The sequence below is a fragment of the Xanthomonas cannabis pv. cannabis genome, from assembly GCF_000802365.1.
GTDB lineage: Bacteria > Pseudomonadota > Gammaproteobacteria > Xanthomonadales > Xanthomonadaceae > Xanthomonas > Xanthomonas cannabis.
The window spans coordinates 35601-51601 of record NZ_JSZE01000019.1 but is presented as its reverse complement, the minus strand read 5'-3'; the positions used below and the strand labels follow the sequence as shown (position 1 = coordinate 51601).

Here is a 16001-nt window from a genome sequence, read left to right as displayed (position 1 = left end):
CCATGGTGGCCGATATAGGTTACTCAGGCACCATCCAGGCCAACCTCGCAAGATTGACCGGGCAGCCGCTGGGAGGTGTTTATTTTGCATTGAACGGGCGCGCCACAAAGATCTCCGATCAATGCTGGGCAGCCGCCCGCTATTTTGATGGCCGTATCGAAGGGGACCCGGAGCAATCGACGATCCTGCGCCACGATCTGCTTCTGGAAACACTTCTCACCGCTCCTTCCCCGCAGTTTTCACATTTCACGGGCGCGCACGCGGGCACGACCGCGGTCTACGCCAGTCCGGAGCGATCGCCAGCGCAGTGGACGACAATTGCGCAGGTGCATCAAGGTGCACTAGCCTTTATTGCAGACGTCTGCAGGGTTATGCAGGAGGAAAGCTACCTGCTGGATTTCGATCTAGCTTCGGTACAGATCCCGCTGCAATGCGTCGGCTCCGGACGCTGGCAGGCGCCGTGGCTGGGGGATTTGCAACTCGACGATCGATTCACTGGGCGGGGATTGGTTCGGGCCGGATGACCCGAAGGCCATCCGCCCTCGCCTCACGGTCGAGGCGTCAAGATTTTCACTCCTGTCTTCTGGCGTAACTCTTCCAGCTCCACTCCATCGGCCGCCTCCACCAGCATCAACCCGTCAGCGGTGACATCGAACACCGCCAGGTCGGTGATGATGCGATCCACCACGCCGACGCCGGTCAGTGGCAGGTCGCATTCGCGCAGGATCTTGTGGCTGCCGTCCTTGGCGACGTGCTCCATCAGCACCACCACGCGCTTGACACCGGCCACCAGGTCCATCGCGCCGCCCATGCCCTTGACCATCTTGCCGGGCACCATCCAGTTGGCCAGGTCGCCGCGGTCGGTGACCTGCATTGCGCCCAGGATCGCCAGGTCGATATGTCCGCCGCGGATCATCGCGAACGAATCGTGGCTGCCGAAATAACTGGCACCGGCGCGCGCGGTGACGGCCTGCTTGCCCGCATTGATCAAGTCCGCATCCACTTCGTCCTCGGTGGGAAACGGGCCGATGCCGAGCAGTCCATTCTCTGATTGCAGCCACACGTCCACGCCTTCCGGGATGTGGTTGGCCACCAGCGTCGGCAGTCCAATTCCCAAGTTGACGTAGGCGCCATCGGTCAGTTCGCGCGCCGCACGGGCGGCCATCTGGTCTCGGGTCCAGGCCATTACTGCTGTCCTTCGCGCACGGTGCGCTGTTCGATGCGTTTTTCCGGCGTGGCATTGAGCACCAAGCGGTCGACGTAGATACCGGGGAGATGCACGTGGTCCGGGTCGATGGCGCCCAGCTCCACGATTTCTTCGACTTCGGCAATGCAGACGCGACCGGCCATGGCGCAGGCCGGGTTGAAGTTGCGCGCCGTCTTGCGGAACACCAGGTTGCCCGCGGTATCGGCTCGCCACGCCTTGACCAGCGCGACGTCGGCCTGCAGTGCGGTTTCCAGCACATAGTGCTTGCCGTCGAATTCGCGGGTTTCCTTGCCCTCGGCCACGATCGTGCCGTAGCCGGTGGCGGTGTAGAACGCAGGGATTCCCGCACCGCCCGCACGCAGGCGCTCGGCCAGCGTGCCCTGTGGGTTGAACTCAAGCTCGAGCTCGCCAGCCAGATACTGACGCTCGAACTCCTTGTTCTCGCCCACGTAGGACGAGATCATCTTGCGAATCTGCCGCGTGGCCAATAATTGACCAAGCCCGAACCCATCGACCCCGGCATTGTTGGAAATCACCGTCAACCCGCCGACCCCGCTGTCGCGCACGGCGGCGATCAGCGCCTCCGGGATCCCGCACAACCCGAAGCCGCCCACGGCCAGGGTCTGGCCATCGGCCAGCACGCCCTCGAGCGCCGCCTCGGCATCGGCGTAGCGCTTGCCGGCTGCCTTGTCACGTCCATCATTGCGCATCACCGCCCTCACCTCGCTGATGTGAAGCGGCCATTCTATCCGCTGACTGTTCCCTGTCCTCGGTCGCAATTCCGCCACACCCAAGACACGGCGCACCCGCTAAACTCGGGTGTCCCCCACCCTAGGAATTGCCCATGACGCTACCCGCCTTCAAGGCCTACGACATCCGCGGCCGTGTGCCGGATGAACTCAACGAGGACTTGGCCCGCCGCATTGGCGTGGCACTGGCGGCGCAGCTGGATCAGGGGCCGGTGGTCCTGGGCCACGACGTGCGCCTGGCCAGCCCGGCGCTGCAGGAAGCACTCTCGGCCGGCCTGCGCGCCAGCGGCCGCGAGGTCATCGACATCGGCCTGTGCGGCACCGAGGAGGTCTATTTCCAGACCGATTACCTCAAGGCCGCTGGCGGCGTCATGGTCACCGCCAGCCACAACCCGATGGACTACAACGGCATGAAGCTGGTCCGCGAGCAGGCGCGACCGATCAGTTCCGATACCGGCCTGTTCGCCATCCGCGACACCGTCGCGGCCGATACCGCCGCACCCGGCGAGCCCACAGCCGCCGAGCAGAGCCGCACCGACAAGACCGCCTACCTGGAGCACCTGCTCAGCTACGTGGACCGCAGCACGCTCAAGCCGCTCAAGCTGGTGGTCAATGCCGGCAACGGCGGCGCCGGCCTGATCGTGGATCTGCTTGCGCCGCATCTGCCGTTCGAGTTCGTCCGCGTGTTCCATGAGCCCGATGGCAACTTCCCCAACGGCATCCCTAATCCGCTGCTGCCGGAAAACCGCGACGCCACTGCCAAGGCGGTCAAGGACCACGGCGCCGATTTCGGTATCGCGTGGGACGGCGACTTCGATCGTTGCTTCTTCTTCGATCACACCGGCCGCTTCATCGAAGGCTATTACCTGGTCGGCCTGCTCGCACAAGCCATCCTGGCCAAGCAGCCGGGCGGCAAGGTCGTGCACGACCCGCGCCTGACCTGGAACACGGTCGAGCAGGTCGAAGAAGCCGGCGGCATTCCGGTGCTATGCAAGAGCGGCCACGCCTTTATCAAGGAAAAGATGCGTAGCGAGAACGCCGTATACGGCGGCGAGATGAGCGCGCACCACTACTTCCGTGAATTCGCCTACGCCGATTCCGGCATGATCCCCTGGCTGCTGATCGCCGAGCTGGTGTCGCAGTCCGGTCGTTCGCTGGCCGATCTGGTCGAGGCGCGCATGCAGAAGTTCCCCTGCAGCGGCGAGATCAACTTCAAGGTGGCCGACGCCAAGGCCGCGGTTGCCCGCGTGATGGAGCACTACGCCGACCTGTCGCCGGAGCTGGACTACACCGACGGCATCAGCGCGGACTTTGGCCAATGGCGCTTCAACCTGCGCAGTTCCAACACCGAGCCGCTGTTGCGTCTGAACGTGGAAACCCGCGGCGATGCCGCCCTGCTGGAAAGCCGCACGCAAGAGATTTCCGATCTGCTGCGCGGTTGATTTACCATCCTCCCCCACTTTGACGCACTGGAGTTCCCCCCGCTCATGAGCGACGTCCTTCCGATTATCTTGTCCGGCGGCTCCGGCACGCGCCTGTGGCCGCTGTCGCGCGAGTCCTATCCAAAGCAGTTCCTGCCGCTGGTCGGCGACAAGAGCATGTTGCAGGCCACCTGGCTGCGCGCGGCTCCCGTCGCGGGCCATGCTCCCATCGTGGTGGCGAACGAGGAACACCGCTTCATGGCCGCCGAGCAGCTGCAGCAGTTGGGCGTCAAGCCCTCTGCCATCCTGCTGGAACCCAAGGGCCGTAATACCGCCCCCGCCATCGCGGTTGCTGCGCTGGAAGCGACCCGCGACGGCGCCGACCCGCTGTTGCTGGTGCTGCCGTCCGATCATGTGATCGGCGACGAGGCTGCCTTCCAGGCTGCGGTCAACGTTGCTGCAGCAGCCGCAGAACAGGGCAAGCTGGTGACCTTCGGCATCAAGCCGACCGCACCGGAAACCGGCTACGGCTACATCAAGGCCGGCGCGGGCACTGGCGCGAGTGCGGTCGAACGCTTCGTCGAGAAGCCCGACCTGGCAACCGCACAAGGCTACCTGGCCAGCGGCGAGTACTACTGGAACAGCGGCATGTTCCTGTTCCGTGCTTCGCGCTACCTGGAAGAACTGCGCAAGTTCCATCCGGCCATTGCCGATGCCTGCCAGACCGCGTGGCAGAACGGCAAGCGCGACGCCGACTTCACCCGCCTGGACAAGGATGCTTTCGCAGCAAGCCCGTCGGATTCGATCGACTACGCGGTGATGGAAAAGACCGCCGATGCAGTCGTGGTGCCGTTGGATGCCGGCTGGAACGACGTTGGCTCGTGGTCGTCGCTGCTGGATGTGTCCGAGCAGGATGGCCAGGGCAATGCGCATCATGGCGATGTAATCCAGCTGGATTGCCGCAACACCTATGCCTATGGTTCGCGCCTGATCGCCATGGTCGGCCTGGAAGACGTCGTCGTCGTCGAGACGCCGGATGCCGTACTGGTCGGCCACCGCGATCGCATCCAGGAAGTGAAGGATGTGGTCGGCCGGATCAAGTCCGACGGTCGCTCCGAAGCCACCTGGCATCGCAAGGTGTATCGCCCGTGGGGCGCCTACGACTCGATCGACATGGGCCAGCGTCACCAGGTCAAGCGCATCACCGTCAAGCCCGGTGCCGTGCTGAGCCTGCAGATGCACCACCACCGCGCCGAACACTGGATCGTGGTGAGCGGCACTGCCGAAGTCACCCGTGGCGAGGAAGTGCTGCTGCTGACCGAAAACCAGAGTACCTACATCCCGCTGGGCGTCACGCATCGCCTGCGCAATCCGGGCAAGCTGCCGCTGGAACTGATTGAAGTGCAGTCCGGCAGCTATCTGGGCGAAGACGACATCGTGCGTTTCGAGGACACCTACGGCCGCGCCTGATCACGCACTCGACGTAGACGGCAACATCGACGGCGGCCAATGGCCGCCGTTTTGCGTTATCCCTGCCTCGCTTCGATCACAACACGCTGCGCAGACAGGTCACAGGTCGCCTGCTTGCGCAGGCTGCATCGCACGTGGATGCGACCGGGCAATGCCACTGCCGCCCCGTGGGCGTTCGCCGCAGGGCAGCGAACGCCCCCGTAGCCCAAGACAACATCATGGATGGCCTGGACGAATGGCATCGCCACGCGCCAAGACGCAGGACCTGCCGGGCTCAGTTGTCGCCGAACAGATCGCGCGTATAGACCTTGTCCTGCACGTCCTGCAGCGCGTCGGCCATGCGGTTGCTGATGATGACGTCGGCCTCGCGCTTGAAGGCCTCCAGGTCATTGACCACGCGCGAGCGGAAGAACTCCGGATCGCTCAGCGTCGGTTCGTACACGATGATGTCCACGCCCTTGGCCTTGAGGCGCTTCATCACGCCTTGGATGCTGGACGAACGGAAGTTGTCCGAGCCGGCTTTCATGATCAGGCGATAGATCCCAACCACCTTGGGATTGCGCCGCAGCACGTCGGCGGCAATGAAGTCCTTGCGGGTGGTGTTGGAATCGACGATCGCCCGGATGATGGTCTGCGGAACGCTCTGGTAGTTGGCCAGCAACTGCTTGGTGTCCTTGGGCAGGCAGTAACCGCCGTAGCCGAAGGACGGATTGTTGTAGTGGCTGCCGATGCGCGGATCCAGGCAGATGCCTTCGATGATCTGGCGGCTGTCCAGCCCGTGGGTGAGCGCGTAGGTGTCCAGTTCGTTGAAGTAGGACACCCGCATCGCCAGATAGGTGTTGGCGAACAGCTTGATTGCTTCGGCCTCGGTAGGCTCGGTGAACAACACCGGCACGTCGGGCTTGAGTGCGCCTTCCTGCAGCAGCCGCGCGAAGGTTTCCGCGCGCGCCGAGCGCTCACCGACGATGATCCGGGACGGATACAGGTTGTCGTACAACGCCCGGCCCTCGCGCAGGAATTCGGGCGAGAAGATGATGTTGTCGGTGCCGAACTGCGCGCGCAGCTTGGCAACGTAGCCCACCGGGATGGTCGACTTGATCACCATCGTCGCCTGGGTGTTGATCTCCAGCACCTTGGCGATCACCACCTCGATCGAGCTGGTGTTGAAGTAATTGGTGTCCGGATCGTAGTCGGTGGGTGTGGCAATGATCACGAACTCGGCGCCGGCAAACGCTTCGTTGGCGTCCAGCGTGGCCTTGAAGTTCAGGCCACCCTCGGCCAACGCGGCCTCGAGTTCCTTGTCGACGATCGGCGAGCGGCCTTCGTTGATCAGCTTGACCTTGGCCTCGACGATGTCCAGCGCCACGACCTCATGGTGCTTGGCGAGCAACACGCCATTGGACAGACCGACATAGCCGGTACCCGCGACAGCGATCTTCATTGGAATTCCTTGCGATTTTGGATGGGGGAGGAGGCAGCGCGCTGCGCGCAGGTCATGGCGTGATGACGGTACGGCCGAGCCCGTCATGGGCCGGCGCGCCCGCTGGGGGACACGCGAAAACCTGCACGGTGCCAACCGATGCGACGTAGCGCACACACATGCACATATCCAGCCCATGCATCACGCATCGCATCCGCTTCAGCGGCACATCCACGTTGGCCACGACCTGCGCAGAGCAGGTCGCCGGCCTGGCGTGGACCAGTCACCGATGGTAGCCGAAGCGAGAGGCAAGCTATGAGTCGGTGCTGAAGCCGCCCCGATCTAGGCCGCTATTGAAGCCGCTCAACCCTGGGCGCGCGTGTCCAGCACCTGGCTCAGTCCGTCCTGCCAGTCGGGCAGGCGGACGCCGAACGTGTCCTGCAGGCTGTGGGTATCCAGTCGCGAATAGGCCGGGCGCGTGGCCGGCGTTGGATAGTCGGCGGTGGTGATCGCCTCCACGCGCGGCGCACGGGCAATCAGCCCGCGCGCGTGCGCCTGGGCGAAGATGGCTTCGGCGAAGCCGTGCCAACTGGTCTGCCCGGCGGCGGTCAGATGCCACAGGCCGGAGGGTTCACCGGGCTGGCGTAGCGCATGCGCCGTGATGTCGGCGATCAGCGCGGCAGGCGTCGGCGTGCCTATCTGGTCGGCGACCACGCGCAGGACATCGCGCTCGGCTCCCACGCGCAGCATCGTCCGCAGGAAATTGTTTCCATGCGCCGCGTAGACCCAGGCGGTACGGAAGATCAGATGACGGCCGCCGGCCGCCTGCACCGCCTGTTCGCCGGCCAGTTTGCTCTGCCCGTAGACGCCGAGCGGCGCGGTGGCGTCGTCCGGACGATAGGGGCGAGTGCCCTGCCCATTGAAGACGTAATCGGTCGAATAATGGACCAGCGGCACGCCGGCGCGCGCGCACCACTGCGCAATGACCGCCGGCGCCTCGGCATTGGCACGGAAGGCCGCATCACGCTCCTGCTCGGCACGATCGACGGCGGTGTAGGCAGCCGCATTGACGACGCGGGTGGGCGCAAGGCGATCCAGCAATTCGCTCAGGCAATGCGGTGCGTCGAAGTCGGCCACCTCACACGCGGCGCCGTCCGGCAATCGGCCATTGCGGGTGGTGGCCAGGATCGGACCATCATCCGCCAGTGCCCGCAGCAATTCCGTGCCGACCTGTCCATTGGCTCCCAGTACCAATGTCGTCACGGTGCAAAGGCCGGCAGACGCTCGCCCGGCACATCCGCCAGGAAAGGCGCTGCGGCATCCTTGGCCGAGAGCACCGGATCGCTGATCGGCCAGTCGATGCCGATCGCCGCATCGTTCCAACGCACACCCGCATCTGCTTCCTTGACGTAGACGTCGGTGCAGAGATAGCTGAACAACGCTCTCTCTGAAAGCACTGCAAACCCATGTGCAAAGCCTTCGGGTATCCAGACTTGGCGGCGGTTTTCTGCACTCAGCAAAACGGCGGTCCAACGCCCGAAGTGGGGAGATCCAGCGCGGATATCCACCGCAACGTCGTAGACCTCGCCTTCGAGCACGCTTACCAGCTTGCCCTGTGGCCGGGGCCACTGGTAGTGCAGACCGCGCAGCACCCCCTTGGCGGAGGTGGAGACGTTACTTTGCACAAAACTCGTCGGCAGCCCATGCTGCCCGAAGCGCTCTGCATTCCATGTCTCGAAGAACTGACCGCGCGCATCGCCGAAGACCGCAGGCTCGATGACGACGCAGCCGGGCAACGTCGTTTCGATCACTTTCAATGGACAACCCCGCGCTTGGCCAATGCCGTCAGATACTTGCCATAGTCATTCTTCAACAACGGCGCTGCCAGGCGCTCCAGCTGCTCTGCATCGATCCAGCCCTGGCCAAACGCGATTTCTTCCGGGCAGCACACCTGCAGGCCCTGGCGCATCTGGATGGTCTCGATGAAATTGGCCGCTTCGTGCAAGGACTGATGCGTTCCCGTATCCAGCCATGCATACCCGCGCCCCAAGGGCTCCAGGTGCAGGTTGCCGGCATCGAGATAGCAACGATTGAGATCGGTGATCTCCAGCTCGCCGCGTGGCGAGGGCTTCAAGGCAGCCGCGTAGTCGCTGGCCTTGCCGTCATAGAAATACAAGCCGGTGACCGCGTAGTTGGAACGAGGTTTTTCCGGTTTTTCGGCAATGTCGATGACCTTGCCTTGCTGATCGAATTCGGCAACGCCGTAGCGCTTCGGATCATTGACCCAGTAACCGAAGACAGTCGCACCCTGCTCTCGTGCATCTGCGCGGCGCAAGGTATCGGTCAGGCCATGCCCATGGAAGATATTGTCGCCCAACACCAGGCAGCTCGGCTTGCCGTCGACAAACTCGCGGCCGATCAGATAGGCCTGCGCCAGACCGTCAGGGCTGGGCTGCACGGCGTATTGAATATTGACGCCCCACTGAGAGCCATCGCCCAGCAGCGTCTGGAACAGCGCCTGCTCGTGCGGCGTGTTGATGATCAGGATGTCGCGGATACCCGCGAGCATCAGCACGCTCAGCGGGTAGTAGATCATCGGCTTGTCGTACACCGGCAACAGCTGCTTGCTGACGCCCTTGGTGATCGGATACAGGCGCGTGCCGGAGCCGCCGGCCAGAATGATGCCTTTACGTTGTGTCATCAGGTATGTCCTGTTGAGGCCCGCACACGCTTACATGCGCAGGCTCTTGCCTAAGGGCTCGCGTTACGCCGCGGCGCCGATCCGTTCCAGCCGATAGCTGCCATCCAGCACACCCTGCACCCAGGCCTGGTTGGCCAGGTACCACTCCACCGTTTGCGCGATGCCTTGCTCGAAGGTATACGCCGGTTCCCAGCCCAGGTCGTTCTTCAGCTTGGAGGCATCAATTGCATAACGACGGTCGTGTCCAGGCCGATCGGTCACATGGGTGATCTGGCTTGCGCGCGGCTTGCCATCCTCACGCGGGCGATGCTGGTCCAGCAGCGCACAGATCGCCTGCACGACCTCGATGTTCTGGCGTTCGGAGTTGCCGCCCACGTTGTAGGTCTCGCCGACCTTGCCCTTGGCCAGCACGGTGCGGATCGCCTCGCAGTGGTCGCTGACGAACAACCAGTCGCGTACCTGCTTGCCGTCGCCGTAGACCGGAAGCGGCTCACCAGCCAGCGCCTTGGCGATCACCAGCGGAATGAGCTTTTCCGGGAAGTGGTACGGCCCGTAGTTGTTCGAGCAGTTGGTGGTCAGCACCGGCAGCCCATAGGTGTGGTGGAAAGCGCGCACCAGATGGTCCGAGGCCGCCTTGGATGCCGAGTACGGAGAATTGGGCGCGTACGGCGTGGTTTCGGTGAACTTGCCGGTCTCGCCCAGCGTTCCATAGACCTCGTCGGTGGACACATGCAGGAACCGAAAGGCCTCACGACGCGCGTCCGGCAGCGCTTTCCAGTAATCGCGCACGGCCTCGAGCAATGCCAGGGTGCCTACCACGTTGGTCTGGATGAACGCGCCGGGGCCTTCGATCGAGCGATCCACATGGCTTTCGGCAGCGAAGTTCAGCACCGCATCCGGCCGATGTTCCTGCAGCAGTCGGGTCACCAGCGCGCCGTCGCCGATGTCGCCCTTGACGAAGACATGGCCGGCATTGCCCTCCAGCGACGCCAGCGTGTTCAGGTTCCCCGCATAGGTGAGCGCGTCGAGATTGATCACGCGGATCCCGCGCGCGACTGCCTCAAGAACAAAATTTCCGCCGATGAAGCCGGCCCCGCCGGTTACTAGCCAAGTCGCCACTGTCTACCCCTCCTGGTCGCGCGCGCGCGGCGCCGCATTTTCAAACCACACAGGATATACGGTCCGGGCAATACCGGGCCTAAGCATTGTCCAAACACTGCGCGGAACTGTTGCGCCGCAGCATCCATACGCCATCGCATGGTGCTGCTTGCCCGGTTAGAATGGCCCCACTCCCGAGCCTGCCGCCGCGGCCGGGCCTTCCCGCAACAGCTGAAGGATCTCGTACACGATGAAAATCCTCGTCGCCTACAAGCGCGTGGTGGACTACAACGTCCGCATTCAGGTCAAGGCCGATGGCTCTGGTGTGGTCACCGACGGCGTCAAGCTCTCGCCCAACCCGTTCGACGAAATCGCCCTGGAAGAGGCGCTGCGCCTGCGCGACGCCGGCATCGCCACCGAGGTGGTGGTCGCCACCCTGGCGCCGGCCGATGCGGCCGCGCACCTGCGCAACGGGCTTGCGATGGGCGCCAATCGCGCCATTCACGTGGTCACCGACGCGGCGATCCAGCCGCTGACCGCCGCGCGCGCCCTGCTCAAGCTGGTAGAAAAGGAACAGCCGGACCTGGTCATCCTGGGCAAGCAGGCGATCGACGACGACGCCAGCCAGACTGGCCAGATGCTGGCCACCCTGTGGGGCCGCCCGCAGGCGACCTTCGCCGGCAAGCTCGTCGTTGCCGATGGCAAGGCCACGGTGACCCGCGAGGTCGACGCCGGCCTGGAAACGCTGGAGGTGGACCTGCCGGCGGTGATCACCACCGATCTGCGCCTGAACGAGCCGCGCTTCATCAAGCTGCCCGACATCATGAAGGCCAAGAGCAAGCCGCTGGAAACCCTGGCGTTTGCCGATCTCGGGGTCGCGGCGCATGACAGCCTGACCACTACCCACTACGCGGCGCCGTCCAAGCGCAGCCGCGGAGTGATGGTCAAGGATGCCGCCGAACTGGTGGCCGCACTCAAGCAGAAGGGGTTGCTGTAATGGCCAAGGTTCTCATCGTTGCCGAACATCTCAACGGCCAGCTCAATGCGGCCACCGCCAAGACACTGAGCGCCGCACAGGCGATCTCGGCCGAATCCATTGATGTGGTCGTGCTGGCCGCCGACCCAGCAGGCGTTGCCGCACAGGCCGCGCAGCTGGCCGGCGTCGCGCGTGTATTGACCGTGGCCAACGCGGCCAACGAACACGCCATCGCGCAGGTGCTGGGACCGCAGATCGCCCAACTGGCGGGTCAGGGCTACACCCATGTCTTCGGCCCCTCCACCACCTTTGGCAAGGATCTGATGCCGGTCGTGGCGGCATTGCTGGGCGTCAACCAGATCTCCGATCTGATGACTGTCGAAGACGCGTATACCTTCAAGCGTCCGATCTATGCGGGCAACGCCATCATCACCGTCAAGGCCCCGGCCGACCAGATCGTGGTTGCGACCATTCGTAGCGCGTCGTGGCCGGAGGCCGCCAAGGGCGGAAGTGCGGCGGTCGAATCCGTCTCGGTTGACGCCACGCTGCCGACCCACAGCCGCTTCGTCGGCCTGGCCGCAGGCAGCTCCGATCGCCCGGACCTGCAGAGCGCCAAGCGCGTGGTCTCCGGCGGCCGCGGCGTCGGTTCGGCGGAAAACTTCCAGCACATCTACAGCCTGGCCGACAAACTCGGCGCCGCCGTGGGCGCCTCGCGCGCCGCAGTGGACGCTGGCTACGTGCCCAACGAGCTGCAGGTCGGCCAGACCGGCAAGATCATCGCCCCCGAGCTCTACGTGGCAATCGGCATCAGCGGGGCGATCCAGCATCTGACCGGCATCAAGGACGCCGGCACGATCGTGGCGATCAACAAGGACCCGGAGTCGCCGATCTTCGAGATTGCCGATATCGGGTTGGTGGGGGATTTGTTCACGCTGTTGCCGGAGCTGGAACAGGCGTTGAGCTGATGCGGTGCGCGCCGCGTGGCCAATCGGCTGCGCGGCGCCGGTCAGGATCGCAGGGGGTGGCGGACAAACTGTCCGCCACGACAGCACGTGCCGTTATAATTGGCATCACTTATCGGGATACCGTAGATGCCCTTGCAGAGCTTCGAGGTTCCGGCGGCACGTGGGTTGAAGGTCGTCAGCTCTGTGTCGCCTCTCGTCGCCGGAACGGGTGCATCGGCAAATCCGGGTGCTGCGAATGAAGACGGATACGCGATAGACCGAGCTGCAAGGAGGCGGATCTGGCAGCTAGCGCTGCCCATGCACTGCCGGCACCGATTGCGGGGCCGATGCTTGTGCTGGTTCAAACATCCTGCGCTGCACCGAAAGTCCGGCGCCATACCAAACAATTTAGGTCGGCTCCCCCAATCGTTCGCCTGGGCCAGGCCCGCCCGCTGACCAGCGGTCGAACGCGATATCCTTCTGCTCAAAGACTTCTCGGCCGTGCATTGCTGCCGCAGCATTTCAAATCCATCCACACTTCACTTGATACCTCGGATTCCATGGACGCTCTGATTCCCGTCAACTCGTTGTCCCGCCACATCGCGCCCGTACAGGATGCCCTGTCTGAGATCGCAAGCACTATTGTCGCAAGTGGCTACTATGTGCTCGGTCCGAACGTGAAGGCCTTTGAGCAGGAGTTCGCCAGCTACTGCGGCGTCCGTCATTGCGTCAGCGTCGCCAATGGAACCGACGCCCTGGAGCTCTCCCTGAAGGCGTTGGGCGTCGGCCCCGGTGATACGGTGGCCGTTGTTGCGAATGCCGCGATGTATGGCACCAGCGCAGTCCTGGCATGTGGCGCTTCGCCGGCGTTTGTCGATACAGGTGCGGGCACTGGGCTGATGTCCGTACCTGCGCTGGAAGCAGTGCTCGCTGGCGGCAGTGCGCCAGCGGCCGTCATCGTGACCCACCTGTATGGCCAACTTGCCGACATCGAAGCGATCGTCGCGCTTTGCCAACCGCGTGGCATCAAGGTCCTGGAGGACTGCGCCCAGGCCCACGGCGCGGAGCGAAATGGCCATCGCGCAGGCAGCTTCGGCGATATCGCTTGCTTCAGCTTTTATCCGACCAAGAATCTGGGTGCACTGGGCGATGGCGGCGCGATCGTGACAAACGACGACGAGCTGGCCGCCAGAGCTGCGCAACTGCGTCAGTACGGATGGACAGCCAAGTACACCAACAGCTTGCGGGGTGGCCGCAACAGTCGCCTCGACGAGCTGCAGGCCGCCATGCTGCGGTACATGCTTCCCCTGCTGGATGGCTGGAACCAGCGTCGCAGGGAGATCGCCAACCGCTACGCCCAGGGGCTGTCCAACCCCAGGATCGAAGCAGCCGGCCAGGTGGGCGCTGACAACGTGGCGCACCTGTACGTCGTGCGTTGCGATGACCGTGAGCAACTGCGTGCACACTTGCAGGCCGCCGGTGTGCAGACGGAAGTCCATTACCCGTTGTGTGACCACCGTCAGCCCTGCCATGCGGGTGCATTTGATTCAGTGGTACTGCCCAACACGGAAGCCGATGCGGCGCGCGTCACCACACTGCCCTGCTTCCCCGAGCTGACCGACGCGGAAGTCGACCGGGTCATCGAAGCATGCAACCGGTTCTGAGCAACGTGCAATCGCCTTCTCTCAGCCTCGTCGTTCCGATCTATGGCAACGAGGGTTCGATCGATGACCTGCTACAGGCCGTCGACTTCATCGCACGGAGCGTGGCCGGGGATTTCGAAGCGGTTTTCGTGGTGGACGGCAGCCCGGACCGCAGCTACGCCCTGCTGCGCGAAAAGTTGCCTGGCTGCGCGTTCCGTTCGCAACTGGCAACGCTGACCCGCAACTTCGGCGCATTTCCGGCGATCCGGACCGGACTACAGCTCAGCTCCGGGGAGCTGACGGCGGTCATGGCCGCCGATCTGCAGGAACCCCCAACGCTGGTCATCGACTTCTGGCAACGCTACGCCAGCGAGCGCTATGACGTGGCCTTCGGCGTGCGCGAAGCGCGCAGCGATCCGGCGGCCTCGAAGCTGGCGTCGACCTTGTTCTGGGCAACCTATCGACGCATGGTCATCAAGGACATTCCCAAGGGTGGCGTGGATATCTTCGCTGTCAGCCGTGGTTTCCTCGAGCGGCTGTTGCTGTTGAACGAAGCCCATTCCAGCCTGCTTGCGCAGCTGTTCTGGCTGGGCGGCAAGCGCGAATTCGTCAGTTACCAGCGGCGCGAGCGGCAGCACGGCAAGAGCGCCTGGACCCTGAGCAAGAAACTGCGGTATCTGTCCGACAGCGTCTTTGCGTTCACCGACCTGCCGGTCCGCATGCTGACGGCGCTGGGCCTGATCGCGCTTGCATTTACCACGCTGCTCGGTGCGCTGGTGCTGGCCGCGAAGTTTTCCGGACTCGTCGCAGTGCCGGGCTACACCCTGACCATCCTGACCATTCTCTTCTTCGGCGCACTCAATTCATTGGGCCTGGGTATCGTGGGCACATACGCCTGGCATGCGTTCGAAAATACCAAGGCACGTCCGCTGTCGATCATGCAGTCGGTCGAAAACTTCGAAAAGGATAACCCGTGAGTCATTTCGTGCACCCCAATGCTCTTTGCGAGAGCGACACCATCGGCGAAGGCACCCGCGTCTGGGCATTTGCCCACGTGCTGCCCGGCGCCCGCCTTGGTCGCGATTGCAATATCTGCGACGGCGTTTTCATTGAATCCGATGTCATCGTAGGTGACCGGGTCACTGTCAAATGCGGCGTGCAACTGTGGGACGGCGTGCGTTTGGGCGACGACGTTTTCGTAGGGCCGAATGCAACGTTCACCAACGACCTGTTCCCGCGCAGCAGGGTGTATCCCGAGAAATTCCTCGGCACCGTGGTCGAGTCGGGCGCCTCGATTGGCGCCAATGCAACCATCCTGGCCGGCACCACCATCGGCAGTGGTGCGATGATCGGCGCTGGCGCAGTCGTTACGCGTTCTGTGCCGCCCAATGCCATTGTGGTTGGTAATCCCGCACGCATTGTCGGCTACGTTTCCGACAAGGACGCAAACCAGCCTGCCGCATTGCCGGTTGATCAGGGAATCACCGACACTGCCGTTCCGGGCGTCAAGCTGTACCGGATGCCCAGTTTTGCCGACATGCGTGGCTCGCTCTCCGTGGGAGATTTCGATAGTTTCCTGCCTTTCAATGCAAGAAGGTATTTCCTGGTTTATGGCGTCCCCACCCAGGAGACCCGCGGCGAACACGCGCACAAGCGCTGCCATCAGTTTCTGATCTGTGTCTCCGGCTCGGTCAGAGTCCTTGCGGATGACGGCACCCGCCGCATCGACGTCGAACTCAACTCGCCGAACCAGGGCATCCATCTGCCGCCGATGATCTGGGGAACCCAATACAAGTACTCGAAGGACGCTGTTCTTCTGGTATTTGCTTCCGAGCCCTACGACTCAGACGAATACATTCGCGACTACGCTGACTTCAAGAGTCTGGCGAATGCGGCCGGATGAGCTGAAGGCCGCCGGCTCCGTCCAACGGGGACGGGACCGGTCGTGGATCGTTGTTGCGCTTCGTTTTCTGGTAGGCGGAGCGCTCAATACGGGCGTCACCCTCGTGCTGTACTGGGTATTGTTGCGCTTCATTCATTACCAATGGGCGTATCTGGCGAGTTTTTGTGCCGGCATCCTGCTCAGCTACCTCATAAATACACGGTATGTCTTCCGCGCTGCACATAGCTGGCTGAAATTTGCGGCGTTCCCGCTTATCTATGCCGTGACTTATGCACTCGGGGCGTTGGCATTGAAGCTCACCGTCGGGCATCTCGGGGTGCCTGCAGCAATCGGACCGCTGATTTCCATCGCAGTGACCCTGCCCGTGTCATTCGTTCTGAGCAAACTGCTGCTACAGGGCGACAAACAACGTGCGGGACGCAATTGAGCCGAGTCATCCGGCCAAAAGCGATCCACCGCATGACCGAGC

At 63.5% G+C, this 16001-nt stretch carries 15 protein-coding genes and 1 pseudogene; 9 read left to right on the top strand and 7 right to left on the bottom strand.

Features of this window, described 5'->3' with window-relative positions:
* Nucleotides 1-524, top strand: a pseudogene (locus OZ10_RS05025) (rhamnan synthesis F family protein); the annotation flags it as partial.
* A gap of 23 nt (nt 525-547) precedes the next feature.
* On the opposite strand, the gene OZ10_RS05020 reads toward OZ10_RS05025, so the two are convergent.
* Nucleotides 548-1186, bottom strand: coding sequence for a CoA transferase subunit B (locus OZ10_RS05020; RefSeq protein WP_039564064.1), 639 nt, complete (start codon nt 1184-1186; stop codon nt 548-550).
* Entirely contained in the window at nt 1186-1917 is a 732-nt protein-coding gene (locus tag OZ10_RS05015; protein ID WP_039403512.1) for a CoA transferase subunit A, read from the bottom strand. The genes OZ10_RS05020 and OZ10_RS05015 overlap by 1 nt, the downstream gene beginning before the upstream one ends.
* 134 nt (nt 1918-2051) lie before the next feature.
* Here OZ10_RS05015 and OZ10_RS05010 point away from each other — a divergent pair, with 134 nt between their 5' ends.
* A complete protein-coding gene (locus OZ10_RS05010; protein WP_039403516.1) occupies nt 2052-3398 on the top strand; it encodes a phosphohexomutase domain-containing protein in 1347 nt (448 codons plus the stop codon).
* Nucleotides 3399-3443: 45 nt separating this feature from the next.
* The gene (locus OZ10_RS05005) at nt 3444-4847 is read left to right on the top strand and encodes a mannose-1-phosphate guanylyltransferase/mannose-6-phosphate isomerase (RefSeq protein WP_039403518.1); all 1404 of its coding nucleotides are present in this window, start codon (nt 3444-3446) and stop codon (nt 4845-4847) included.
* Between the two features lie 274 nt (nt 4848-5121).
* Here the strand turns inward: OZ10_RS05005 and OZ10_RS05000 are convergent, their stop codons facing one another.
* The 5 genes from OZ10_RS05000 to rfbB form a co-directional block, all read right to left on the bottom strand.
* Entirely contained in the window at nt 5122-6288 is a 1167-nt protein-coding gene (locus tag OZ10_RS05000) for a nucleotide sugar dehydrogenase (protein ID WP_039403520.1), read from the bottom strand.
* Nucleotides 6289-6630: 342 nt separating this feature from the next.
* Nucleotides 6631-7530, bottom strand: a complete 900-nt coding sequence (rfbD, locus tag OZ10_RS04995; RefSeq protein ID WP_039564063.1) for a dTDP-4-dehydrorhamnose reductase — start codon at nt 7528-7530, stop codon at nt 6631-6633.
* Nucleotides 7527-8084: a dTDP-4-dehydrorhamnose 3,5-epimerase gene (gene rfbC / locus OZ10_RS04990; protein WP_039403525.1), complete on the bottom strand. Its 558-nt coding sequence runs from the start codon at nt 8082-8084 to the stop codon at nt 7527-7529. The genes rfbD and rfbC overlap by 4 nt, the downstream gene beginning before the upstream one ends.
* On the bottom strand, nt 8081-8968 hold the full coding sequence (rfbA, locus tag OZ10_RS04985) for a glucose-1-phosphate thymidylyltransferase RfbA (protein ID WP_039564062.1): 888 nt from the start codon (nt 8966-8968) through the stop codon (nt 8081-8083). The genes rfbC and rfbA overlap by 4 nt, the downstream gene beginning before the upstream one ends.
* A gap of 63 nt (nt 8969-9031) precedes the next feature.
* On the bottom strand, nt 9032-10087 hold the full coding sequence (gene rfbB / locus OZ10_RS04980; protein ID WP_039564061.1) for a dTDP-glucose 4,6-dehydratase: 1056 nt from the start codon (nt 10085-10087) through the stop codon (nt 9032-9034).
* A 229-nt stretch (nt 10088-10316) separates the two neighbouring features.
* Here rfbB and OZ10_RS04975 point away from each other — a divergent pair, with 229 nt between their 5' ends.
* From OZ10_RS04975 to OZ10_RS04950, 6 genes are all read left to right on the top strand, one after another.
* Nucleotides 10317-11063, top strand: a complete 747-nt coding sequence (locus OZ10_RS04975) for an electron transfer flavoprotein subunit beta/FixA family protein (RefSeq protein WP_039564060.1) — start codon at nt 10317-10319, stop codon at nt 11061-11063.
* Nucleotides 11063-12007 (top strand): electron transfer flavoprotein subunit alpha/FixB family protein, encoded by a 945-nt coding sequence (locus tag OZ10_RS04970; RefSeq protein WP_039564058.1) that lies wholly within the window; start codon nt 11063-11065, stop codon nt 12005-12007. Before OZ10_RS04975 ends, OZ10_RS04970 begins: the two co-directional genes overlap by 1 nt.
* A gap of 539 nt (nt 12008-12546) precedes the next feature.
* Nucleotides 12547-13650 (top strand): DegT/DnrJ/EryC1/StrS family aminotransferase, encoded by a 1104-nt coding sequence (locus OZ10_RS04965; protein ID WP_039564057.1) that lies wholly within the window; start codon nt 12547-12549, stop codon nt 13648-13650.
* Nucleotides 13635-14606: a glycosyltransferase family 2 protein gene (locus OZ10_RS04960; RefSeq protein WP_039403547.1), complete on the top strand. Its 972-nt coding sequence runs from the start codon at nt 13635-13637 to the stop codon at nt 14604-14606. Before OZ10_RS04965 ends, OZ10_RS04960 begins: the two co-directional genes overlap by 16 nt.
* Entirely contained in the window at nt 14603-15532 is a 930-nt protein-coding gene (locus tag OZ10_RS04955) for a WxcM-like domain-containing protein (protein ID WP_039403553.1), read from the top strand. The genes OZ10_RS04960 and OZ10_RS04955 overlap by 4 nt, the downstream gene beginning before the upstream one ends.
* Nucleotides 15519-15959 (top strand): GtrA family protein, encoded by a 441-nt coding sequence (locus OZ10_RS04950; RefSeq protein WP_039403556.1) that lies wholly within the window; start codon nt 15519-15521, stop codon nt 15957-15959. Before OZ10_RS04955 ends, OZ10_RS04950 begins: the two co-directional genes overlap by 14 nt.
* The last annotated feature ends 42 nt before the right edge of the window (nt 15960-16001 follow it).

Excerpts from the sequence above, each read along its gene's own strand:
- OZ10_RS05020 (WP_039564064.1), bottom strand. The coding sequence starts at position 1,186 with ATGGCCTGGACCCGAGACCAGATGGCCGCCCGTGCGGCGCGCGAACTG.
- OZ10_RS05015 (WP_039403512.1), bottom strand. The coding sequence starts at position 1,917 with ATGCGCAATGATGGACGTGACAAGGCAGCCGGCAAGCGCTACGCCGAT.
- OZ10_RS05010 (WP_039403516.1), top strand. The coding sequence starts at position 2,052 with ATGACGCTACCCGCCTTCAAGGCCTACGACATCCGCGGCCGTGTGCCG.
- OZ10_RS05005 (WP_039403518.1), top strand. The coding sequence starts at position 3,444 with ATGAGCGACGTCCTTCCGATTATCTTGTCCGGCGGCTCCGGCACGCGC.
- OZ10_RS05000 (WP_039403520.1), bottom strand. The coding sequence starts at position 6,288 with ATGAAGATCGCTGTCGCGGGTACCGGCTATGTCGGTCTGTCCAATGGC.
- rfbA (WP_039564062.1), bottom strand. The coding sequence starts at position 8,968 with ATGACACAACGTAAAGGCATCATTCTGGCCGGCGGCTCCGGCACGCGC.
- OZ10_RS04975 (WP_039564060.1), top strand. The coding sequence starts at position 10,317 with ATGAAAATCCTCGTCGCCTACAAGCGCGTGGTGGACTACAACGTCCGC.
- OZ10_RS04970 (WP_039564058.1), top strand. The coding sequence starts at position 11,063 with ATGGCCAAGGTTCTCATCGTTGCCGAACATCTCAACGGCCAGCTCAAT.
- OZ10_RS04965 (WP_039564057.1), top strand. The coding sequence starts at position 12,547 with ATGGACGCTCTGATTCCCGTCAACTCGTTGTCCCGCCACATCGCGCCC.
- OZ10_RS04960 (WP_039403547.1), top strand. The coding sequence starts at position 13,635 with ATGCAACCGGTTCTGAGCAACGTGCAATCGCCTTCTCTCAGCCTCGTC.
- OZ10_RS04950 (WP_039403556.1), top strand. The coding sequence starts at position 15,519 with ATGCGGCCGGATGAGCTGAAGGCCGCCGGCTCCGTCCAACGGGGACGG.